The sequence below is a fragment of the Aquabacterium sp. TM01 genome, assembly GCF_057808345.1.
Genome location: NZ_AP046529.1, coordinates 1,397,855 through 1,420,450 on the forward strand (window position 1 = coordinate 1,397,855; position 22,596 = coordinate 1,420,450).

The window sequence follows — 22,596 nt, forward strand, 5'->3', positions numbered from 1 at the left end:
CTGGGCACAGGCCCGGCTCGAAACCCTCGATTGTCGTTCAGGAATGGGTCTTTGCAGAGGGCGGCGGTGCCACCACACCCATCGAAATGATGTACTTGAGGGCCTCGTCCACCGACATATCGAGTGACATGACCTCGGCACGCGGCACGATCAGCATGAAACCCGAGGTCGGGTTGGGGGTCGTGGGCACGTACACGGTCACCATCTCGGTGATCAGTTTGTCCGCCACTTCACCCGTCGGCCGGCCGGTCACAAAGGCAATCGTCCACGACCCTGCGCGGGGGTACTGCACCAGCACGGCCTCGCGGAAAGCCTGGCCACTGCTGGAAAACAGCGTGTCCGAGACCTGCCGAACCGAGTTGTAGATGCTCTTGACGATGGGGATGTTCGAGAACAGCCGGTTTGACTGGTTGAGCAGCCACTGTCCGACCATGTTGGTCACGGCCACCCCGGTCAGCCACAGGGCAGTGACCAGGACGATGACACTCAGGCCTGGCACACGTTGCAGATCGGCCAGCACGGGGTGGATGCTGACGGGCAGCACGGTTCGCGCCACGACCATGAACCAGGCGAACACGTCGTCGAGCGTGCCGATCACGCTCTTGAGCACCCAGATGGTGATGACCAGGGGGAGCCAGACGAGCAGGCCGGTGAGGATGTATTTCTTCACGGTGGGGAGGGGGGAGAGGGCGCAAGGCCGGGTGCCTGGGCAGGCAGACTGGCCTGTATTGTCAGGCCAGTCCGTGTCAGAACGTGCGGGGTCAGTGGCAGGCGCACGATCCGCCGCAGGGTGTGCCGCCGGTGTCCCCGCCCGATGTGCTGCTGGACTCGGCCGCCGCCGGGGCCGCGGCTGCGGCAGCCGTGGCACCCGTAGCCGGGGCGCTGGTGCCTCCCGAGCCGCCACGGAAGTCGGTCACATACCAGCCCGAGCCCTTGAGCTGGAAGCCCGCGGCCGTGATCTGCTTTTGAAAGCTCTCGGCACCGCAGGCGGGACAGGTGGTGAGCACCGGATCGGAGATTTTTTGCAGGACGTCCTTGGCATGACCACAGGACTCGCAACGGTAGGCGTAAATCGGCATGATGAAAATCCTCGGGTAACCCCGTAAAACGCCATTTTAAGTGGGGACACCGGACGTCGCTTCAAGCCCCGTCCAATCTCCCGGTTGGACGTCAAGCCATGTGGGTCAGCTCAGTGCGGCGGTCACCGATCCATTGCGGCAGCAGGGACCCGGCGATCATGCCGAACAGGGCCAGCAGGAGACCGGCCAGTTGCCCCGGAAAGGCTGCACCCAAGCCAGTGTGAAGGGTGAACAGCGTCAAGGAGCCAATCCCCAGCACGATCGACAAGATGGCGCCCTGCGTGGTGGCCCGCTTCCAGTACAGACCGAAGGTCAGCGGCACGAAAGCGCCCACCAGAGGGATCTGATACGCCGCCGACACCAGGTCATAGATGGCTGTGCCCTGCATGACGATGGCGTAGGTCAGCACCAGGGCGGTGAAGATGAACAAGGTGATGCGCATGGCCCGCAGCACCTGCCGGTCGCTCATGCCCGGGTGGATGTTCTTCAGAATGTTCTCGACAAAGCTGGTGGAGGGGGCCAGCAGCGTGGCCGACGAGGTCGACTTGATGGCCGATACCAGGGCGCCGAAGAAGAAAATCTGGGCCACCAGCGGCATCTTGCTCAGGATCAGTGTGGGCAAGACCTTCTGGGGGTCGTTGGTCAGCAACTCCCGGGTTTCGGTCGGCATGATGATCAGCGCCGAGGCCACGATGAACATGGGCACGAAGGCAAAGGCCAGGTAGCCGAAGCCGCCGATGATCGCCCCCCGCTTCGCGGTTGCACTGTCTTTGGCAGACATCACACGCTGGAACACGTCCTGTTGCGGAATCGAGCCAAACATCATCGTGATGGCGGCCGCGATGAACCAGAGCCAGCCATTCGCCGTGGCTTCCGGCAGGATGCGGAACCAGTCTTGCTCCGCCGCCAGCGCCAGGACCTTGTCCGCGCCGCCGGCCTGCGTGCTGGCCATGCTGGCGATCAGCGACAGGCCCACCACCAGCACGATCATCTGAACGAAATCGGTCCAGGCCACCGCCAGCATGCCCCCGATCAGCACATAGACCAGCACCAGTGTGGTGCCAATGATCATGCCCGTGGCGGGTGACAACTCGCCACCCGACAACACATTGAACACCAGGCCCAGCGCGGTGATCTGGGCGGCCACCCAGCCCAGGTAGCTCAGGATGATGGCCACCGAGCAGAAAATCTCGACGCCCTTGCCATAGCGGTGACGGTAGTAGTCGCCGATGGTCAACAGGCTCATCTTGTAGAGCCTGCTGGCGAAAAAGGCCCCCACCAGCACCAGGCACATCGACGCGCCGAACGGGTCTTCGATGACTGCGTGCAAGCCGCCTTCCACGAACTTGGCGGGGATGCCCATCACCGTCTCTGCCCCGAACCAGGTCGCAAACGTGGTGGTGATCACCATGAACAGGGGCAGGCTGCGCCCGGCAATGGCGAAGTCGGCCGTGCTCTTGACGCGCGTGCCGGCATAGATGCCAATGGCCATCGTCCCGACCAGGTAGAGGATCACAAACGCAAGCAAGGTGGTGTTCATGGTCGGCTAAAACCTTTCAACTGACAGGCCGAAGAACGCAAAAACGCCGACCACGGCGGGTCGGCGGCTGACGAAGCAAGTGCGGGGCGCAGTGTAGTGCCTGCGAGGCACTAGATGACCCCCAGGCCGTGCAGTCGAAGCACAAGTTGTGCCGTCAGCAGACCCAGCACGAAACCCACGCCCACCCAGACGATCATCGACAGCAGGCGGTTGGTCTGGCGTTGCTCGGCCAGCATGGCGGCCAGATCCCGGCGCAGACCGCCGTCACCGTGCTCCAGATTGTGGTGAATCAGACGCGGCAGCTCCGGCAGCATCTTGGCGTAACGGGGGGCTTCCCGCTTGAGGCGCTCCCACAGTCCCCGGACGCCCACCTGTTCGTGCATCCACCGTTCCAGGAAGGGCTTGGCCGTGCTCCACAGGTCGAGGTCGGGGTCGAGTTCGCGGCCCAGCCCTTCGACGTTGAGCAGCGTCTTTTGCAGCAGCACCAATTGGGGCTGGATCTCGACGTTGAAGCGGCGTGAGATCTGGAACAGGCGCATCAGCACCTGGCCCAGCGAGATTTCCTTGATCGGGCGATCGAAGTAGGGTTCGCACACCGTGCGGATGGCGCCTTCCAGCTCGTCCACGCGCGTGCTTGCCGGCACCCAGCCGCTTTCGATGTGCAACTCGGCCACGCGTTTGTAGTCGCGGTGGAAGAAGGCGATGAAGTTCTGCGCCAGGTAGTCCTTGTCCACCTCGGTCAGCGTGCCAATGATGCCGAAGTCCAGCGCGATGTAGCGCCCGAAGGTGGCACGGTCCAGGCTGACTTGGATGTTGCCCGGGTGCATGTCGGCGTGGAAGAAGCCGTCGCGAAAGACCTGGGTGAAGAAGATGGTGACGCCATCGCGGGCCAGCTTCTTGATGTCGACGCCGGCAGCACGCAGGCGGCTCATCTGGCTGATGGGCACGCCCTTCATGCGCTCCATCACCATCACGGTGGGCGTGCAGTGGTCCCAGATCATTTCGGGCACCAGCACCAGATCGAGCCCGTCCATGTTGCGGCGCAGTTGTGCGGCGTTGGCGGCCTCGCGCACCAAGTCCAGCTCGTCGTGCAGGTACTTGTCGAACTCGGCCACCACCTCGCGCGGTTTGAGCCGCTTGCCGTCCGACCAGAAACGCTCCACCCAGCCGGCCAGCGTGCGCATCAGCGCCAGGTCGTCGTCGATGACGTTGAGCATGCCGGGGCGCAGCACCTTGACGGCGACTTCGCGCCCGTCGTGCAGCACCGCGAAGTGCACTTGGGCGATGGAGGCGCTGGCGATCGGGTCGGTGTCAAATTGCTTGAAGACCGCCGAAATGGGCTGGCCCAGGGCTTTCTCCACCAGGCGGGCGGATTCGTCGCTGGGGAAGGGCGGGACGCGGTCTTGCAGCTTGGCCAACTCGTCGGCCACATCCGGGGGGAGCAGGTCGCGTCGGGTGGACAGCATCTGCCCGAATTTGACGAAGATCGGGCCCAGGTGCTCCAGGGCCTGGCGCAGGCGCTCACCCCGTGGCGCATCCAGCCGCCGTCCGGTGGCCAGCACGCGGGCCAGCAGGCTCCAGCGCGGGCGGCGCAGGCTGTGCAGCAGCAGGCCGTCGAGCCCGAAGCGCAGGGCGATCAGGCCGATGTAGGCGGGGCGAAACAGCGAACGCATGGGCTGTTCACCTGCTGTCAGTGACGTGACGCGGACGAGCTGCCCGCATCGCCGCCCTGGCCGGGGCGCCAGCGTTGCAGGGCCTGACGCACCGCGTCGCCCATGGTACGCAGCCATTCGGCCGGGGCATTGCCCAGCAGGCGGGCCACGTCGTCCTGGATGTCCCAGCGCAGGTGGTTCATGAGCCAGGAGGCCACTTCGGCCAGGGCTGCGTCCCCTTCGATGCGCACATCCGGGCGTTGCCCAGTGAGCAGCTGGCGCGCCATGGTCAGCGGGTCGCTGAGCTCGATGGTCAGGGTCAGGCCATCACCGGTCGGCGGCAGCGCATCGCCCGAATCAACCAGATCGAACAGGCCGGCCGGCGTGATGACAAAACGCATGGAGGGGGGGAGTAACCCCTGGGAACCATCGGCCGGCAGCAGGAACCGAGGCAGAGGGGGCGAGAAGGTGCTCGTCCACTGCAGGTCGATCGTGCGGCCGGCGTGCGGTTTGAGTTTGCCGCTGGCCACCGGTTCGCTGGAGACCACATGGTTGAGCAGCAGTGTCAAGCGGGGCAGCACCAGGGGGCCCAGCCAAGTGAGGGGATGAGAAAGCATGTCGCAGATTGTAGGTGTGGGCCGACAACCCCTGGAAAGCAGGGGGAGGCGCGGGGGGCATTCGACGCTAAGCTGCGACGGCTGGCATTTCACATACAACGAGTTTAGGGTTTTTCCTGTCATGTTGCCCCTCGGTGCGGGATGGTTCGAGGGGAGCCGTAGGTCTCATGTTCAACAAGCGTAATTACCGCCCCACTTTTTTCAGCGCCCCGGAATCGGTCACGTCCTTTGTGGCGGCGTTCCTGGAGCCCTTTGTCACCGTGGGCACGTTGCTGGCGGTGATGATCCACTTGAACGAGTCGGTGCTGCGGCCCGATCTCGCCCTGTGCCTGCTGGCCTTTGCCCTGACCTTCCCGGGGCGCAACCGCTTTCATGATGCGCCGCTCGAGGCGGCCATCGACATCGTGTCCTCGTGGGCGGCGGTGCTGCTCATTCTGGCCGTGTGTGGGTTTGCCACCAACAGCCTGATGTTCTTCAAGATGGAGGTCATGCTGGCCTGGGCGCTGGCGACGCCGGTGATCCAGTGGCTGGTGGTCATGGTGGGGCGCTTCATCGTGCAGCGCCAGATGGCACGCCCCGAAGCGCGTCGCAAGGCCGTGGTGGTGGGGGCCGGGCCCCTGGGGCTGAAAGTGGCGAAGGCCCTGCAGGCCAATCCGGGCCAGGCGGTCAGCTTCGTCGGCTATTTTGATGACCGCTCCGGTGAGCGTGTGCAGTCCGAGACCCATGCGCAGCGCCTGGGCGGACTCAAGGACATTGCCGACTATGTCCGGCTGCACGGCATCCACGAGGTCTACATCACCTTGCCGCTGGGCTCACAGCCGCGCATCCTGGCGCTGATGGAGGCGATCCAGGGCACCACCGCCTCCTTGTATTTCGTGCCCGATGTGTTCGGCATCAGCATCATCCAGGGACGCTTGCAAGACATGAACGGGGTGCCGGTGGTCGGCATCTGTGAAACCCCTTTCACGGGCATCAACGAACTGGCCAAGCGCGTGTTCGACATCGTTGCGGCCAGCGTCATCCTGGTGTTCATTGCCCCCCTGTTGCTGGCCATTGCCATCGGCGTCAAATGGAGTTCGCCTGGCCCCATCATCTTCAAGCAGCGCCGCAATGGCCTTGATGGCGAGGAAATCATCGTCTACAAGTTCCGCTCCATGCGAGCCATGGACAACGGGCCGGTGGTCAAGCAGGCCACCAAGGATGACCCCCGCATCACGCGGTTCGGCGCCTTCATCCGCAAGACCTCGCTCGATGAGTTGCCGCAGTTCATCAACGTGCTGCAGGGGCGCATGAGCATCGTGGGACCACGTCCTCACGCGGTGGCCCACAACGAGTCGTACCGCCAGCTGATCAAGGCCTACATGGTGCGCCACAAGGTGCGACCGGGCATCACCGGCTGGGCCCAGGTCAACGGCTGCCGCGGCGAGACCGAAACCCTCGACAAGATGCAGGCCCGGGTCGAGTACGACCTGGAGTATCTGCGCAACTGGTCCTTGGGCCTGGATGTGGAAATCATCTTCCGCACCATTCGTCTGGTGCTGTTTGACCGCAGCGCGTACTGAGTGCCTGCGCCTGCGGGACATCTGACACATCAACCAAAATCAAGATCAAGAGGGTGGCATGCAGCACAAACCAATCGTTGTCCGGAGCCTCTCGCTGGCATTGGGAATGGCCGCAGGGCTGAGTGGCATCGGCTCGGCGAATGCCGAGGAGTTGCCGCTGTACCTGACCCTCAGCCAGAGCCTGATGCGTGACAGCAACCTGCTGCGCGACAACAACGACCGTCGCCGCGACACCATCTCGACCACCACGGTGGCGGCAGGCCTCAACAAGGCTTATGGACGGCAGAACTACCAGGTATCGGCCTCGGCCTCGCGCAATGCCTACAGCGACAACCAGCAGTTCGACAACAATGGCTATGCCGTCAGTGCTGAGGTGGCGAGCGAGGTGGGGGCCAACTTCAAAGTGACGCTCAACGGCTCCGCTTCTCAGTTCCTGCCGAATTTCGAGGATCAGGTCGACCGCTCTGTTCGCAACACCGAACGCAGTCGGCAGGCCTCGATCGACGTGCGCTATGGGCTGTATGGGCGTTGGTCGGTGAATGCGGGCGGCAGTTACAGCAAGGTCGATTTCCAGGTGAACACCACCGAGAACAAGACCTCTCAGTCGATGTTTGCAGGCGTACGTTACCTGCCCTCGGATCTGGCCTACATCGGGTTGACGCTCTACCGAACCGATACCGATGTGCCCAATCGCCTGTTGGTGGGCGTGAGCACGCCGGGCGAGAAAATCGAGCGTTCCAGTCTGAGCGTGGACACGGTCTGGCAAGTGACCGGCTTCAGCCGTTTATCCGGTCGTCTTGGGTGGACCAGCGAAAAGCATCCGCAGGACCGCCGACGTGACTTTGACGGTTTGACGGGTGCGGCATCCTGGACCTTCACGCCAGCAGGCAAGGTGTCCTATGCGCTGAACTGGGTGCGGGATACCAGTAACGAGGGTACGGCGGGCGTGATCAATGCCAGGTCAGTGTATGCCACCAACAAGCGCCTGACCAACAGCCTGTCGGCGACCGCCAATTACCAGGCCACGGCCAAGATCAAGCTCAACGCCGGGTACTCGCATGCGCTGTACGAAGAGGATCAGGACATCGCGGGCTACTCCTCGACCCCCGGCGGTCAACAAAACGGCCGCTATAACGCCTTGTCGCTGGGCGTGTCCTACCAGCCCATCCGTTCGGTTGGGCTGGGTTGCGATATGCAGCGTTACGACCGGACGAAATCCACCTTTACCCGTGCGTATGATGGCAACAGTGTGGCGTGTCGCGCCTCCTTCACCATCGACTGACATCGGGAGTTCACCTTGCCTTGCATCCTGTTGACCGGGGCCACCGGTTACATCGCCTCGCACACCTGGCTGGCTTTGCAGGAGGCAGGCTTTGATGTGGTGGGCATCGACAGCCTGGTCAACAGCTCGGTGAAGGTGCTCGATCGGATCGAGACCATTGGCCGTCGCGCGCCGCATTTCCTGCAGGGCGATGTGCGCGATGCCGCCGCGCTGGACCGTTGCTTCGAGCTGGCTCGCACGCGTTTTGGCGGCATCCAGGCCGTGGTGCACTTTGCGGCCCTGAAGGCCGTGGGCGAGTCGGTCGAGCGGCCGCTGGACTATTTCGAGAACAACCTGGGCGGGCTGTTGTCGGTGTGCCAGGCGATGAAACGCCACGGGGTGAACAACCTGGTGTTCAGCTCCTCGGCCACCGTCTATGGCAGCCCAGACACCTTGCCCATCACCGAAGACGCGCCGCTGCGGGTCACTAACCCCTATGGTCAGACCAAGCTGATGGGCGAAGAGATCCTGCGCGAGCTGGGCCGCTGCGACCCAGCGTGGCGCTTTGCGTGCCTGCGTTACTTCAACCCGGTGGGCGCGCATCCGAGCGGCCTGATCGGCGAAGACCCGCAGGGCATCCCCAACAACCTGATGCCCTATGTGGCCCAGGTGGCGGTGGGCCAGCGCCCGCATCTCAATGTGTTCGGCAACGACTACGACACGCCCGACGGCACCGGCGTGCGCGACTACATCCACGTGTGCGACCTGGCCGAAGGCCATGTGGCGGCGTTGCGCTACCTGTTCGATCACCAGCAGTCTTTGACTGTCAACCTGGGCACGGGCCAGGGCTACAGCGTGCTGGAACTGGCCCAGGCCTATGGTCGTGCGTCGGGCCGTGACATTCCGGTCGAGTTTGCGCCGCGTCGTGCCGGCGATGTCGCCGCCTGCTATGCCGACCCGCAGCGTGCGTTCGAGACCATGGGCTGGAAGGCCACGCGTGGGCTCGATGAGATGTGCGTGGATTCCTGGCGCTGGCAGTCGCACAACCCTCATGGTTTTCAGGACTGAGATCCTGTCCGCTGTGCCGCTGACGGCCCCGCGTTCTTCCTATTTTTGATGTTTGCAAACATGACCCATTCCTTGCTCCCCGTCATCATGGCCGGTGGTTCGGGCACCCGACTGTGGCCGCTCTCGCGTGCGCTGTATCCGAAGCAGTTTCTGGTGCTGACAGGCAACCAGAGCCTGTTCCAGCAAGCGCACCTGCGTTTGCAGTCCCTGGCCGCGGCCGACATCACCGTGGCACAGCCCTGCGTGGTGGGTAACGAGGAGCACCGTTTCCTGGTGGTGGACCAGTTGCGTGAGGTGAAGGGCCAGGCCGTGCCTTTGTTGCTGGAGCCCGTGGGGCGCAACACCGCTCCGGCTGTGACCTTGGCGGCCTTGCAGGCCGTCTCGGAAGGGGATGACCCGATCCTGGTGGTGACGCCCGCCGACCAGACGGTGACCGACGAGGCTGCTTACACCGCCGCGGTGCAACAGGCGGTGCGTGCCGCCGCCGAGGGCGACATCGTCATTCTGGGCATCACGCCCGATCGCCCGGAAACCGGCTTTGGCTACATCCGCACTGGCGAGGCCAACGCCCAGGGTGCGCGCAGCGTGCTGGCCTTCGTGGAAAAGCCCGATGCGCCAACCGCGCAGGCCTACGTGGCCGATGGCGGCTATTTCTGGAACAGCGGCATGTTCGTGATGAAGGCTTCGCGCTGGCTGGCCGCGCTGGGTCATTTCCGACCGGACATCCTGGCGGCCACCGAGGCGGCGTTTGCGGTGCGTGCCACCGATGCCCCGTTTGTGCGCCCCGGCCAGGACGCGTTCAAGGCCGTGCCCTCCGAGTCGGTGGACTATGCCGTGATGGAGCAATGCCCGGCGCATCCGGAGGCGGGGTTTGTGGTGCGCATGGTGCCGCTCAACGCCGGCTGGTCCGATCTGGGCGCCTGGGATGCCGTCTGGCAGGTGACGCCGCATGATGCGAAGGGCAATGCCGGGCAGGGTGACGCGCTGTTTCACGGCACGACCAACACCCTGATCCATGCTTCGTCGCGCCTGGTGGCAGCGGTGGGATTGGACAACATCGTGGTGGTGGAGACGCCGGACGCGGTGCTGGTGGCCGATCGCAGTTGCAGCCAGGACGTCAAGCAAATCGTTGCCACGCTGGCCAAGCAGTCGCGCCCGGAAGGCAGTCTGCATCGCCGCGTGCATCGCCCTTGGGGCTGGTACGACTCGATCGACTCGGGGGAGCGCTTCCAGGTCAAGCGCATCATGGTCAAGCCGAAGGCCTCGCTGAGCCTGCAGATGCACCACCACCGCGCCGAACACTGGATCGTGGTGAGCGGCACCGCCGAGGTGACCGTGGGAGAAGAGGTGAAGCTGATTTCCGAGAACCAGTCGATCTACATTCCGCTGGGGACGGTGCACCGCTTGACGAACCCGGGCGCGATCTCGCTGGAGATCATTGAGGTGCAGTCGGGCAGCTACCTGGGCGAGGACGACATCGTCCGCTTCCAGGACAACTACGGCCGCACGAGCTGAGCCGGGTGACAGTCAAGCCAGGTCCGCTTTGTGAAAGGCGGACCTGGCGCTCACCGGTCGATGAGCGCCTGAGCAGGGCGCGACTCAGCGGCCTAGGTGCTGCAGCAGGTCGAGCGGTTGCGCCACGATGACGCTGGCGCCCCAGGTGTCGATCTCGCCGCTGTGGCCGATGTAGCCCCACGCCGCGGCTGCGCTGGGCATGCCGGCGGCCTGGGCGGCCTGGATGTCGCGCAGGTCGTCGCCCACGTACAGCACGCGCGAGGGCGCCACCCCGATCTGCTCGCACGCGGTCAGCAAGGGCAGGGGGTGGGGTTTGGCGTGGGCGGTGCTGTCGCCGCTGATCAAGGTGGCCGAGCGCGCGACCAGGGCCAGGCCCTGCATGACCGGCACGGTGAAGCGGTGCGGTTTGTTGGTGACGACGCCCCAGGCGATGTTTTGCGCTTCCAGCGTGGTCAGCAGTTCGGCCATGCCGTCAAACAGCACGGTGGTGTCGGCCAAGCAGCGTTCGTAGGCGTTGAGAAACGCGGTGCGCAGGGCTTCGAACTCGTCGTGGCCGGGGTGGATGTCGAGCGCCGCACCGATCAGCCCACGTGCGCCGGCCGAGGCGTAGGGGCGCAAGGTGTCGAGTGGCATGGGGGGCAGACCCCGTTGCACGCGCAGGTGGTTGACTGCGCCGACGAGGTCGCCGGCGGTGTCGGCCAGGGTGCCATCCAGATCGAACAGCACGGCCTGAGCGGGCTCTGCCCAGCTCAGGCGATCAGCGGGCGCAGCGCTCATGGCGTCAGGGGCTTGCGGCAAGCGATCAGGTAGTTGACGCTGGTGTCGCCCGACAGCTTGTAGAGGCGGGTGAGCGGGTTGTACTCCATGCCCTTGAACTGCACGGTGTCGAGGCGGGCTTCGCGGATCCAGCGGGCCAGCTCGGCCGGGCGGATGAAACGCGAGAACTCGTGCGTGCCCTTGGGCAGCAGCTTGAGCAGGTACTCGGCGCCCACGATGGCATACAGGAAGGACTTGGGGTTGCGGTTGAGGGTCGAGAAAAAGACCCAGCCACCAGGTTTGACCATGTCGGCGCAGGCGCGCACGATGGAGGTCGGGTCGGGGACGTGCTCGAGCATTTCCATGCAGGTGACGACGTCAAACTGCGCGGGTTGTTCGGCCGCCAAGGCTTCGGCTGCGATGCTGCGGTAGTCGAGGTTGGCGACGCCGGCTTCCATGGCGTGCAGCTGGGCGACCTTCAGCGGCTTGTCGGCCAGGTCGATGCCCAGGACGTTGGCGCCACGGCGGGCCATGGACTCGGCCAGGATGCCACCGCCGCAGCCCACGTCCACCACGGTCTTGCCCTTGATGGCCGCGTGCTGGTCGATCCAGTCCAGGCGCAGGGGGTTGATCTGGTGCAGGGGGCGGAATTCGCTTTCCGGGTCCCACCACTTGTGGGCCAGGTCACTGAATTTGGCGAGTTCTTGGGGGTCGGCGTTCGTCATGAACGTGATGCTACCCAAAGGACCGCCTGCTTCCGCCACGCAAGGGCATTTCTTGTGGCTTTTTTGATCTGACCCGGCGGTGTCGCTGGGGCCGTGGCTCAGTCGGGAGCCTGCTTGAGGCGGCGATAGAGCGTGTTGCGGCTGATGCCCAGGCGCCGCGCCGCTTCGGACATGTTGCCCTGGGTGGCGGCGATCACCTGCTGGATGGCCTGGAGGGACAGGCGACGCAGGTTGGCGTCGCCGAGTGAGGCTGGGGTCAGCACCGCAAGCGGGGGAGACGTGGGTGAGGCGCGGTCGTCGTGGTGGGCCGCATCGGACGGCACCGGGGTGCGCTGGCCGTCCTGTAACTCCTGCACCATGTCGTCCGGCAGATGCCGCCAGTCGATGGCGACTTCGCCGGGTTCAAGCAAAGCACAGGCGGTGCGCAGCAGGCTGTGGAGTTGGCGCAGGTTGCCGGGCCAGCGGTGGTCCGCCAGCGCCTGATGCAGCCCGGGATGTAACGTGGGCACGGTGGGCACGGAGGTGCGCGCCATGTCATGGCAGATCTGGTCGAGCATGTGGCCCACCAGGGTGTCGAAGTCTTGCCGCTCGCGCAGGGCCGGCAGGGTGAGGGTCAGGCCGTTGAGGCGGTAGTACAGGTCTTCGCGGAACTGGCCTGTGCGCACGGCGTCCCGCAGGTTGCGGTGGGTGGCGCATACCAGCACGAAGTCCACGGGGTGGGCCTTGTTGCCGCCCAGGGGCACGACCATCTTGTCCTGCAGCACCCGCAGCAGTCGGGCCTGCAGGGCCAGGGGCATGTCGCCAATTTCGTCGAGGAACAAGGTGCCGCCGTCGGCTTCGCGAATGCGGCCGGGCGCACCCTCGCGCCGTGCGCCGGTGAAGGCGCCGCCCACGTAGCCGAACAGCTCGGCTTCGATCAGGGTTTCGGGCAAGGCGGCACAGTTGAGCGCGACAAAGGGGCGGGCGGCGCGGCGGCCCTCGGTGTGCAAGGCGCGGGCGAACACCTCCTTGCCGGTGCCTGATTCGCCCTGGATCAGCACTGGGATGCCTTGCGCCTGGACCCGTTGCGCCCGGCTGTGGGCGTCGGCCAGGCGGGGGTCGAGCGCCAAGGGAGGGGTGAATGGCTGGGGGATGCCGGGGGGCGGTGTCGGGGTTGGGCGGGTGTCGCGGGCGCGGGCCAGGATGGGCGGCATGGAGTTGGCCGCCGCTTGAATCACGGGCCGGCGAGGCCAGTCGAGGCGGGCAAACAGGGGTAGGCCGCGCGAGGTTTGCAGGCGCAGGGTGCGACCGGGGGGCATCTGCGCCACCCGCAGGCCAGTGAGGTCGGTCAGGGTGCCGCCGCCGACGGTCGGCAGGTTCAGCCATTCGCGGGCGAGCTGGTTGCTGCCCACCACCCAGCCGTCGTCTGACAGAGCCACCAGGCCTTCGCCGACCGCCCCCAGGCCCTCGGCGTGCGCGTGCAGGCGCAGCACCTGGTCGTGGCCATGGCGGGCGTGGAACAGGCGGTCTTCGATCATGCGGGCGGCCGAGCGCACCAGGGCGAAGGTGTGCGGGTGGTGGCCGCGGTGGTCGCCGGAGATGTCGATGACGCCACGTAAACGCCCCTCCGAGGTGAGCACGGGCGCGGCGGCACAGGTTAGAAAGCTGTTGCGGGCCAGATAGTGCTCGGCGCCATGAATGACGACGGCGCGTTGCTCGGCCAGGGCGGTGCCGATGGCATTGGTGCCCCGGTCGTGTTCGTGCCAGAGCGCGCCGGGCCGCAGGGAGACCCGTTCGGCCCGGGTGGCGAACTCGGTGTCGCCCAGGCTGTCGAGCAGCAGCCCCTGGCTGTCGGCCAGCACGACGACGTTGCCGCTGTCGCGCATCTGGTCGAAGACGAAGCTCATGACGGGGCGAGCGTGGGCGAGCAGGTCATGTTCGCTGGCCAGGGTGTGGCGCAGGTCGGTGGTGCTGCACAGGGGTGGCTCGGTGGTCACATCGACCGGGCTGAGGCCAGCATGGCGGCTGCGCAGCCAGGATTGCCGCAGGGTGTCGTCCACCAGGCCCAAGGGCACATCGCCAGCGTCCATCAGGCAGCGGCGGGCCTGCTGGAGGTCGGCTGCGGATTGGTGATGGGTCAGTTGGCGGGGCATGGCGGGATGAGGCCTTTCGGACACGGTCGCGCTCAGTATGGGGTTGCGGGCCGCGTGACACACCCGTGGTCACCCTGTGTCATTTTGGGACAGTGTGGCGTGGCGGCGCAAGCGCGTTGACACAGGGTGACAGCCAGCGGCGGATGTGGTCTGCCTGGGAACGGTGCGCGCGGCCTCCGGACGAACCCGCATTGGCACGCGGCCTGCACTCTGAATGAGCGTCACGGCCCCGGCCTGGCCCTTTCAGCCCTTCGATCCCACATTCATTCCCGACCTGAGGAGACCCCCGATGATCTATGCAGCCCCTGGTGCCGCTGGCGCCCCTGTTGCCTTCAAGAGCCGCTACGACAACTTCATTGGCGGCCAGTTCGTGGCCCCGCTGGACGGCCAGTATTTCGATGTGATCACGCCCATCAGCGGCAAGGTTTACACCCAGGCGGCCCGCTCGACCGAGGCGGACATCAACCTGGCCCTGGACGCCGCCCATGCCGCCAAGGATGCCTGGGGCGCCACGGCCCCGGCCGAGCGCGCGGGCGTCCTGCTGAAGATCGCCGATCGCCTTGAGCAGAATCTGGAAAAGCTGGCCTATGCCGAGACGGTGGACAACGGCAAGCCCATCCGTGAAACACTGAACGCCGACATCCCGCTGGCGGTGGATCACTTCCGCTACTTTGCCGGATGTTTGCGCGCCCAAGAGGGCTCGCTCAGTGAAATTGACGGCAACACGATCGCCTATCACTTTCATGAGCCGCTGGGTGTGGTCGGCCAGATCATCCCCTGGAACTTTCCCATCCTGATGGCGGCCTGGAAGCTGGCACCGGCTTTGGCCGCGGGCAACTGTGTGGTGCTCAAGCCCGCCGAGTCCACCCCCGTCAGCATCCTGGTGCTGGCCGAACTGATTGCCGACCTGCTGCCGGCCGGGGTGCTCAACATCGTCAACGGCATGGGCCGTGAGGCGGGCATGCCGCTGGCCAGCAGCAAGCGCATCGCCAAGATCGCGTTCACCGGCTCGACGGCCACGGGCCGCGTGATTGCCCAGGCGGCCGCCAGCAACCTGATCCCGGCCACGCTGGAGCTGGGCGGCAAGAGCCCCAACATCTTCTTTGACGATGTGATGGCGCAGGACGACGCTTTCCTCGACAAAGCCATCGAGGGCATGGTGCTGTTTGCCTTCAACCAGGGCGAGGTGTGCACCTGCCCCTCGCGGGCCCTGATCCAGGAGTCGATCTACGACCGTTTCATCGAGCGCGCGATCCAGCGCGTGGCGGCCATCAAGCAGGGCAGCCCGCTGGACACCGATACGATGATGGGCGCGCAGGCCTCGGCCTTGCAGATGGACAAGATCATGTCCTACATGGCCGTGGGCAAGGAAGAGGGTGCGCAGGTGCTGATCGGCGGCGACCGCGCCCAGCTGGGTGGCGAGCTGAGCGAGGGCTATTACATCCAGCCGACGCTGTTCAAGGGCCACAACCAGATGCGCATCTTCCGCGAGGAGATTTTTGGCCCGGTACTGGCGGTGACCACCTTCCGGGACGAGGCCGAGGCGATGGCCATTGCCAACGACACGCCGTATGGCCTGGGCGCTGGCGTGTGGACCCGTGACGGCAGCCGCGCTTACCGCTTTGGCCGTGGCATCCAGGCCGGTCGCGTCTGGACCAATTGCTACCACGCCTACCCGGCGCACGCCACCTTCGGTGGTTACAAGGAATCTGGCATCGGGCGTGAGACCCACAAAATGATGCTCGATCACTACCAGCAGACCAAGAATCTGCTGGTGAGCTACAGCCCCAACAAGCTGGGCTTCTTCTGACATGAACAGGGCTCCACAAGAGCCCTGGTTGGAGGTGGGGCGGCCTGGCCGCCCCTTTTCATTGGGTTTCGTTCGGGAAGAGATGGCGAAATGATCGAACGTGTGATCGCCACCGAGGTGGCTGAGGCGCTGATCCGTGGCTTGCGCCAGCGGCATGGCGAGGTGATGTTCTACCTCTCGCACGGCTGCTGCGATGGCAGCACGCCCATGTGTTTGAAGCGCGGGGAGATGTCGCTCAGTGAGGGCGATGTGCAACTGGGCGAGGTGCTGGGTGTGCCTTTTCACGCCAGCCGGATGCAGCTGAGCTACCTGGGGGACGCGCAGTTGACGTTGGATGTGCGCTCGGGCTGCCTGGGCACGATGTCGCTGGAAGACGCCGATGGCCTGCACTTTGTGCTCCGATCCCGCAAGTTGAGTGCAGCCGAGTTGGCAGATTTGTCCCCCGTGCGCTGAGGTGCATGGCGCGCACACCGCAAAGTCCGGCGCGACTTGTGACACAGTGGCGGCTGCATCAACCCGCTTGAACTGACCCTCCATGAGCACCATCGTTTACGGCATCCCCAATTGCGACACCGTCAAGAAGGCCCGCGTCTGGCTGAGCGAGCAAGGCGTGGACTACACCTTCCACGACTACAAGAAGCAGGGCGTGCCGGCTGAGCGCGTGGACGCCTGGATTGCCGCCGTGGGTTGGGAGCCGCTGGTGAACCGCCAGGGTACGACGTGGCGCAAGCTGGACGAGGCGACGAAGGCCGGCGTGGTGGATGCCGCCAGTGCCAAGGCCTTGATGTTGAGCCAGGCCAGTGTGATCAAGCGCCCGGTGATCGAGCGCGATGGCGTGGTCGTGTCGGTGGGCTTTGACGACAAGCGGGCCAGCGACCTGGCCGCCCGCCTGTCAGCCTGATCTCGCCGAGGTTCAGGCCAGCAACTGCCTCAGCACAAAGGGCAGGATGCCGCCGTGCTGGTAGTAGCTCACCTCAATCGGCGTGTCGATTCGCAACGTCACGCTGACCGTCTCAGTATGGCCATCGCTGCGCTGGATGATCAGCTTCGCATCTGCCTGGGGCTCGATCGCCTGGCCGAGGTCAATGCTGATCACCTCGTCACCCTGCAGGCCCAGGGACTGCCAGCTGTCATCGCCCTTGAACTGCAGGGGCAGCACGCCCATGCCGACCAGGTTGGCTCGGTGGATGCGCTCGAAGCTGCGCGCCACCACGGCCTGGATACCCAGCAACTGTGTGCCCTTGGCCGCCCAGTCGCGGCTGGAGCCGGTGCCGTATTCCTCGCCGCCAAAGATGACCGTGGGGATGCCAGCGGCCTGATAGGCCATGGCCGCATCGTAGATGGGCAATTTCTGACCCTGCAGCGCACCCGCGTGCTGGAACAGCGTCAGGCCGCCTTCTTCGCGGCTGCCGTCGGGCAGCGGCGGGATCATCAGGTTCTTGATGCGGACATTGGCAAAGGTGCCCCGCATCATCACCTCGTGGTTGCCGCGACGTGAGCCGTAACTGTTGAAGTCCGTCTTTTGCACGCCTTGCGCCTGCAGGTACTGGCCGGCTGGCGATGTGGCCTTGATGGAGCCGGCCGGGGAGATGTGGTCCGTGGTGATCGAGTCACCGAACAGCGCCATGATGCGCGCCTGCTGCACGCCCAGCGCAGCGGCTTTGGGCTGAGGTTCGAAGCCGTCAAAGAAGGGCGGGCGGGCGATGTAGGTGCTTTGCGGCCAGGTGTAGACCTGACCACTCACGCCCTTGGTCTGCTCCCACAGTTTGCCGGGCTTGGTGGTGACCTTCTCGTAGTTCTTGCGGTAGGCCTTGCCGTCCATGGCGTACTTGAGCAGCTTGTAGATTTCGTCGCTGCTGGGCCAGATGTCGCCCAGGTAGATGTCTTTGCCACCCTTGCCCTGGCCGACCGGTTCGGTCATCAGGTCACGGGTGACCGTGCCGGCAATCGCGTAGGCCACCACCAGCGGCGGGCTGGCCAGGAAGTTGGCTTTCAGATTGGGGTGGATGCGCGCTTCGAAATTGCGGTTGCCCGACAGCACCGCGGCACACACGAGGTCGTTCTGGACGATGGTCTCGTTGAGCTCGGGCGTCAGATCGCCCGCGTTGCCGATGCAGGTCGTGCAGCCATAGGCGGCCACCGCAAAGCCGAGTTGTTCCAGATAGGGCAGCAGCCCGGCCTTCTCCAGGTACTCGGTGACGATGCGCGAGCCAGGGGCCAGCGAGGTCTTGATGTGCGGCCGGACGCGCAAGCCGGCCTTGACGGCCTTCTTGGCCAGCAGCCCGGCTGCTAGCAAGACGCTGGGATTGGAGGTGTTGGTGCAGGACGTGATGGCCGCGATCAGGATGTCGCCGTGGCCGAGCGTCAGCGCGCCCGGGTCGGCATCGGCCGGGGCCATGTCGGCGTCTTCAGGGGCGGCGCGCATGGTGGGCCGGTTGGACACCATCTCCGCCACATCGCGCGGCGCACCCTGGGGCAGGGGCGGCCTGATCAGGCAGGCGTTCACGCCCGATTCGACCACCGGATAGCGCTGCGTCCGTGACGCAGCGGGCTGGTTGAAACCGTTCTCGGCGGTGGACTTGGTCAACAGATCGGCGAAATTGCGGGCCATCTGGCCCAGCTCCACACGGTCTTGCGGGCGTTTGGGGCCGGCCAGCGAGGGCGTCACGCTGCCCAGGTCGAGCTTGACCACGCTGGAGTAGTCGATCTCGCCGGCTTCGGGCACGCCGAACAGCTCCTGGGCGCGGAAATACGCTTCGAAAGCCTGGCGCTCGGCCTTCGTACGGCCCGTTCCCTTGAAGTATTCGACCGTTTTCTCATCGACGGGGAAGAAGCCCATGGTGGCGCCATATTCGGGCGCCATGTTGCCGATGGTGGCGCGGTCGGGCACGCTCAGCGAGCGGGTGCCCTCGCCGAAAAACTCGACGAACTTGCCCACCACCTTGGCCTTGCGCAACAACTCGGTGACGGTCAGCACCAAGTCGGTGGCGGTCACGCCTTCGCGCAGGCGACCGGTCAGCTCCATGCCGACCACATCGGGCGTCAGCAGGTAGACCGGCTGGCCCAGCATGGCGGCCTCGGCCTCAATGCCCCCCACGCCCCAACCGACGACGCCAATGCCGTTGATCATGGTGGTGTGGCTGTCGGTGCCCACCAGCGTGTCGGGGTAGGCCACGCCGTCGGCCGTCTGGTGCACACCGCGGGCCAGGTATTCCAGGTTCACCTGGTGGACGATGCCAAAACCCGGAGGCACGACCCCAAAGGTGTCAAAGGCCTGCATGCCCCACTTCATGAACTCGTAACGCTCGGCATTGCGCTGGAACTCCAGCTTCATGTTCAGGTCCAGCGCCTTCTTGTCACCGTAGTGGTCGATCATCACCGAGTGGTCCACCACCAGGTCCACCGGCACCAGCGGCTCGATGCGCTTGGGGTCCTTGCCCAGCGCGTCGGTCACATTGCGCATGGCGGCCAGGTCGGCCAGCAAAGGCACACCGGTGAAGTCCTGCAGCACCACGCGCGACACCACAAAGGGGATCTCGTCCGTGCGGGGCGCGTTGGGTTGCCAGTGGGCCAGTTGCCTGACATGCTCGGCGGTGACCTTGTGGCCATCGCAGTTGCGCAGCACCGACTCCAGCACGATGCGGATCGACACTGGTAGGCGTCGGATACCTGGGTAGGTCTGAGCCAGGGCCGGCAGCGAGTAGTACTGCAACGAGGTGCCCGCTGAGGTCTGGAAGGACTTCAGGGTGTGGGCAAAGGCATGCGGCGAGGTCTGCGCGCGAGAGTCTGTGGCCATGAAGTCCCTCCGTATCGTGGTCGATGTACCGGGGCAAAGCGAGCTTCATTCTGACAGCAAGCCCATGCGGTGGACAATACGGGTCGTGTGGCCATGCCACGTGTGCAGGATTGAATCTGGTGCGGAAGACGTTGAATAAACAAGGTGGTGCGGCAGACTGGTTTCTGATCGCGATGGTGGGCGCCGTTCTGCTGGCGTCGTTCGTGCCCGACTGGGGACGCAGCGACGGCCCCCTGCACCTCGGGCAGGTCACCGACATTGGCGTGTTCCTGCTGTTTTTCCTGCATGGCATGGGCCTGTCGACCGACAGCCTCAAGTCCGGGGCCAGCAAGTGGAAGCTGCACCTGCTCGTTCAGGCCTGCACCTACGTCGTGTTTCCCCTCTGGTGGGCCGTGCTGGCGTTGGTGGGCGGGCGCTGGATCTCGCACGACCTGTTGATGGGCTTCTTTTTCCTTGCGGTCTTGCCCTCCACCGTGTCCTCGTCGGTGGCGATGACCGCGCTGGCGCGGGGCCATGTGGCTGCCGCGGTGCTCAACGCCACCTTGTCGACCCTGCTGGGCGTGTTCCTGACCCCCTTGCTGGTCAGCCTGGTCATGAGCGGGCAGGGCAGTGAGATGGACATCAGCCAGACCATGCTCAAGGTCGCACAGATGCTGCTGCTGCCCTTCGTGATCGGTCACCTGTTGCGCCCCTGGTTCGGCGCGTTTTTCGCGCGCATCAAGCGCTACACCAGCATCTTCGATCGGGGCGTGATCGTGGTGATGGTCTGGGCCGCGTTCAGCGACTCGGTGGCCGATGGTCTGTGGTCCAAGCACGGCCCGGTGTTGCTCGCGCAGGCCATGCTGGGTGCCGCGGTGTTCCTGTTCCCCATGCTGTGGTTTACCCGCAAGGTCTCACGCGCCTTGGGCCTGGAGCTGCCCGATGAGATCGTGGCCGTGTTCTGCGGCTCGAAAAAGACCCTGGCCTCGGGCATGCCCATGGCCAAGCTGCTCTTCGGTGGCAACGCGGCCATGGGGGTGTTGATCCTGCCCATCATGCTGTACCACCAGATGCAGCTGTTCGTGTGCGCCGTGCTGGCGCGGCGCTATGCCGCGCGCATCAGCCATGAGGTGGTGAGGCATGACGCCACGTCCTGATCTGCCGCTGATCCGACGCGAGGTGGTCTACCAGCCCCCCGTCGACGAGGGGCTGGATCTGGTCTACCTGGACGACAGTCTGGTGGTCGTCAACAAGCCCGAAGGGCTGTTGTCGGTGCCGGGCCGCGGCGACGACCGCCAAGACTGCATGGTGCACCGCGTGCAGCAGCGCTTCCCGGAGGCGCTCACCGTGCACAGGCTCGACATGGCCACCTCCGGCCTGCTGGTGTTCGCCCGGGGCGAGCTCATGCAGCGGGCCTTGAGCGTGCTGTTCCAGGACCGTCAGGTGGACAAGTGTTACGTGGCGGTCGTCAAAGGCTTGCTGACGCAGGACCAGAGCGAGATCGACCTGCCGCTGAGCGCCGACTGGCCCAACCGCCCCCGCCAGATGGTGTGCTTCGAGCGGGGCAAGCCTTCGCAGACCCGCTACGAGGTGTTGGCCCGTGACCTGGACAAGGGGGAGACCCGCGTGGCCTTGACCCCCATCACCGGGCGCTCTCACCAACTGCGCGTGCACATGCTGGCACTGGGCCACCCGATGCTGGGCGATCCTTTCTATGGCGACGCGGACAGTCAGGCGCGTGCGCCTCGCCTGCTGCTGCACGCGGCAGCCTTGAGCCTGCCCCACCCGCAGACCGGTGAACTCATGCACTGGACCAGCGCACCGCCGTTCTGATTGCGTTGCATCACGATCTCGCCTGTATGGCCATGTGTCAGTCGTGTCATGGATTGGCCCCGCAGATGAAAGGTGGCAAAATCCAGGGTTTTGGCTAGAGTCCCCGGGGTGCCATGAGCGCAGTCGTCATCAGCGGAACTGGTTTGTACCAGCCGCCTTACACCATCACCAACGCCGAGCTCGTTGAAGCCTTCAACGCCTATGTGGACCGGTACAACGCCGAGCACGCCGCCGAGATCGCAGCCGGCACGCTGACCGCCCTGGCCCAATCCAGCGTCGAGTTCATCGAAAAGGCGTCGGGCATCAAGCAGCGCTACGTGATGGAGAAGTCGGGCATCCTCGACCCGACGCGCATGTACCCGCGCCTGCAACCGCGCGGCGACGACGAGCTGTCCATCCTGGCCGAGATCGGCGTCGAAGCCGCCAAGAAGGCCATGGCCGCCGCCGGCAAGACCGGTGCGGACATCGACGCCGTGATCTGCTCCTGCTCCAACCTGCAGCGCGCCTACCCGGCCATCGCCATCGAAATCCAGAACGCCATTGGCGCCAAGGGCTACGGCTACGACATGAACGTGGCCTGCTCGGCCGCCACCTTCGGTCTGGAGCAGGCGGTCAATGCCATCAAGTCGGGCTCGGCCAAGTGCGTGCTGGTGATCAACCCGGAAATCACTTCGGGCCACCAGGAGTGGAAAGACCGCGACTGCCATTTCATCTTCGGTGACGTGGCCACGGCCACCATCGTCGAGCGTGCCGATACTGCCACCTCGGCCGAGCAGTGGGAAGTGCTGGGCTCCAAGCTCGCCACCCAGTTCTCCAACAACATCCGCAACAACTTCGGCTACCTCAACCGCAGCGAAGACAGCGACCCCACCGCCCGCGACAAGACCTTCCGCCAAGAGGGCCGCAAGGTCTTCAAGGAAGTGGTGCCCATCGCCGCCGCCCACATCGAGTCCGAGTTGACCGAGCTGGGTCTGGCCGCCACCGACGTGCGTCGCTACTGGCTGCACCAGGCCAACCTGTCGATGAACCAGCTCATCGTCAAGCGCCTGACCGGTGGCGAAGTCACCCCCGACGTGGCCCCGCTGATTCTGGACGAGTACGCCAACACCTCTTCGGCTGGCTCCATCATCGCCTTCCACCTGCACAAGAGCGATCTGGCGTCCGGCGACGTCGGCGTGATCTGCTCCTTCGGCGCCGGTTACTCGGTGGGTTGCGTGGTCGTGCGCAAGCGCTGATCTGCCTGATACTCCCGTCCAAGCGGCCCGACTGGT

General features: G+C 65.2%; 19 protein-coding genes. 10 read left to right on the forward strand and 9 right to left on the reverse strand.

What is annotated here, in order from left to right:
- Window positions 1-37: 37 nt before the first annotated feature.
- The 5 genes from AC3WW4_RS06485 to AC3WW4_RS06505 form a co-directional block, all read right to left on the reverse strand.
- The gene (locus tag AC3WW4_RS06485) at window positions 38-670 is read right to left on the reverse strand and encodes a DUF502 domain-containing protein (protein WP_488827556.1); all 633 of its coding nucleotides are present in this window, start codon (window positions 668-670) and stop codon (window positions 38-40) included.
- Window positions 671-761: 91 nt separating this feature from the next.
- Window positions 762-1,079 (reverse strand): FmdB family zinc ribbon protein, encoded by a 318-nt coding sequence (locus AC3WW4_RS06490; RefSeq protein WP_488827557.1) that lies wholly within the window; start codon window positions 1,077-1,079, stop codon window positions 762-764.
- Between the two features lie 91 nt (window positions 1,080-1,170).
- The gene (locus AC3WW4_RS06495; protein ID WP_488827558.1) at window positions 1,171-2,619 is read right to left on the reverse strand and encodes a high affinity choline transporter 1; all 1,449 of its coding nucleotides are present in this window, start codon (window positions 2,617-2,619) and stop codon (window positions 1,171-1,173) included.
- Window positions 2,620-2,729: 110 nt separating this feature from the next.
- On the reverse strand, window positions 2,730-4,292 hold the full coding sequence (gene ubiB / locus AC3WW4_RS06500) for a ubiquinone biosynthesis regulatory protein kinase UbiB (RefSeq protein ID WP_488827559.1): 1,563 nt from the start codon (window positions 4,290-4,292) through the stop codon (window positions 2,730-2,732).
- A 17-nt stretch (window positions 4,293-4,309) separates the two neighbouring features.
- Entirely contained in the window at window positions 4,310-4,888 is a 579-nt protein-coding gene (locus tag AC3WW4_RS06505; RefSeq protein WP_488827560.1) for a hypothetical protein, read from the reverse strand.
- A 167-nt stretch (window positions 4,889-5,055) separates the two neighbouring features.
- Between AC3WW4_RS06505 and AC3WW4_RS06510 the strand changes: the two genes are divergently transcribed.
- Genes AC3WW4_RS06510 through AC3WW4_RS06525 form a run of 4 tightly spaced genes read left to right on the forward strand, consistent with a single transcriptional unit; the run spans window position 5,056 to window position 10,294 of the window.
- Entirely contained in the window at window positions 5,056-6,450 is a 1,395-nt protein-coding gene (locus AC3WW4_RS06510) for an undecaprenyl-phosphate glucose phosphotransferase (RefSeq protein WP_488827561.1), read from the forward strand.
- Window positions 6,451-6,508: 58 nt separating this feature from the next.
- Window positions 6,509-7,732, forward strand: a complete 1,224-nt coding sequence (locus tag AC3WW4_RS06515) for a hypothetical protein (protein ID WP_488827562.1) — start codon at window positions 6,509-6,511, stop codon at window positions 7,730-7,732.
- 15 nt (window positions 7,733-7,747) lie between these two features.
- A complete protein-coding gene (galE, locus tag AC3WW4_RS06520) occupies window positions 7,748-8,779 on the forward strand; it encodes a UDP-glucose 4-epimerase GalE (protein WP_488827563.1) in 1,032 nt (343 codons plus the stop codon).
- A gap of 60 nt (window positions 8,780-8,839) precedes the next feature.
- The gene (locus tag AC3WW4_RS06525) at window positions 8,840-10,294 is read left to right on the forward strand and encodes a mannose-1-phosphate guanylyltransferase/mannose-6-phosphate isomerase (RefSeq protein WP_488827564.1); all 1,455 of its coding nucleotides are present in this window, start codon (window positions 8,840-8,842) and stop codon (window positions 10,292-10,294) included.
- Between the two features lie 84 nt (window positions 10,295-10,378).
- Here AC3WW4_RS06525 and gph read toward each other — a convergent pair whose 3' ends face one another.
- The 3 genes from gph to AC3WW4_RS06540 all read right to left on the reverse strand — a co-directional run bounded on the left by gph (window position 10,379) and on the right by AC3WW4_RS06540 (window position 13,907).
- Window positions 10,379-11,071 carry a phosphoglycolate phosphatase gene (gene gph, locus AC3WW4_RS06530; protein WP_488827565.1) on the reverse strand — a complete coding sequence of 231 codons (693 nt, stop codon included), beginning with the start codon at window positions 11,069-11,071 and terminating at the stop codon, window positions 10,379-10,381.
- Entirely contained in the window at window positions 11,068-11,775 is a 708-nt protein-coding gene (gene ubiG / locus AC3WW4_RS06535; protein ID WP_300155864.1) for a bifunctional 2-polyprenyl-6-hydroxyphenol methylase/3-demethylubiquinol 3-O-methyltransferase UbiG, read from the reverse strand. Before ubiG ends, gph begins: the two co-directional genes overlap by 4 nt.
- Before the next feature lie 98 nt (window positions 11,776-11,873).
- Window positions 11,874-13,907: a sigma-54-dependent Fis family transcriptional regulator gene (locus AC3WW4_RS06540; protein WP_488827566.1), complete on the reverse strand. Its 2,034-nt coding sequence runs from the start codon at window positions 13,905-13,907 to the stop codon at window positions 11,874-11,876.
- A 289-nt stretch (window positions 13,908-14,196) separates the two neighbouring features.
- On the opposite strand from AC3WW4_RS06540, the gene exaC reads away from it, so the two are divergent.
- The 3 genes from exaC to AC3WW4_RS06555 all read left to right on the forward strand — a co-directional run bounded on the left by exaC (window position 14,197) and on the right by AC3WW4_RS06555 (window position 16,618).
- Window positions 14,197-15,717: an acetaldehyde dehydrogenase ExaC gene (gene exaC / locus AC3WW4_RS06545; protein WP_488827567.1), complete on the forward strand. Its 1,521-nt coding sequence runs from the start codon at window positions 14,197-14,199 to the stop codon at window positions 15,715-15,717.
- A 90-nt stretch (window positions 15,718-15,807) separates the two neighbouring features.
- Complete coding sequence (locus tag AC3WW4_RS06550; RefSeq protein WP_488827568.1) at window positions 15,808-16,170, forward strand: DUF779 domain-containing protein; 363 nt, start codon at window positions 15,808-15,810, stop codon at window positions 16,168-16,170.
- Window positions 16,171-16,252: 82 nt separating this feature from the next.
- Complete coding sequence (locus tag AC3WW4_RS06555) at window positions 16,253-16,618, forward strand: ArsC family reductase (protein WP_422202011.1); 366 nt, start codon at window positions 16,253-16,255, stop codon at window positions 16,616-16,618.
- 12 nt (window positions 16,619-16,630) lie between these two features.
- On the opposite strand, the gene AC3WW4_RS06560 is transcribed toward AC3WW4_RS06555, so the two are convergent.
- Window positions 16,631-19,513, reverse strand: coding sequence for an aconitate hydratase (locus AC3WW4_RS06560; protein WP_488827569.1), 2,883 nt, complete (start codon window positions 19,511-19,513; stop codon window positions 16,631-16,633).
- Window positions 19,514-19,623: 110 nt separating this feature from the next.
- Between AC3WW4_RS06560 and AC3WW4_RS06565 the strand changes: the two genes are divergently transcribed.
- The 3 genes from AC3WW4_RS06565 (at window position 19,624) to AC3WW4_RS06575 (ending at window position 22,560) form a co-directional block, all read left to right on the forward strand.
- Window positions 19,624-20,649 carry a bile acid:sodium symporter family protein gene (locus AC3WW4_RS06565; RefSeq protein ID WP_488827570.1) on the forward strand — a complete coding sequence of 342 codons (1,026 nt, stop codon included), beginning with the start codon at window positions 19,624-19,626 and terminating at the stop codon, window positions 20,647-20,649.
- On the forward strand, window positions 20,633-21,325 hold the full coding sequence (locus AC3WW4_RS06570) for a pseudouridine synthase (protein ID WP_488827571.1): 693 nt from the start codon (window positions 20,633-20,635) through the stop codon (window positions 21,323-21,325). Before AC3WW4_RS06565 ends, AC3WW4_RS06570 begins: the two co-directional genes overlap by 17 nt.
- 113 nt (window positions 21,326-21,438) lie before the next feature.
- Complete coding sequence (locus tag AC3WW4_RS06575; protein ID WP_488827572.1) at window positions 21,439-22,560, forward strand: beta-ketoacyl-ACP synthase III; 1,122 nt, start codon at window positions 21,439-21,441, stop codon at window positions 22,558-22,560.
- The last annotated feature ends 36 nt before the right edge of the window (window positions 22,561-22,596 follow it).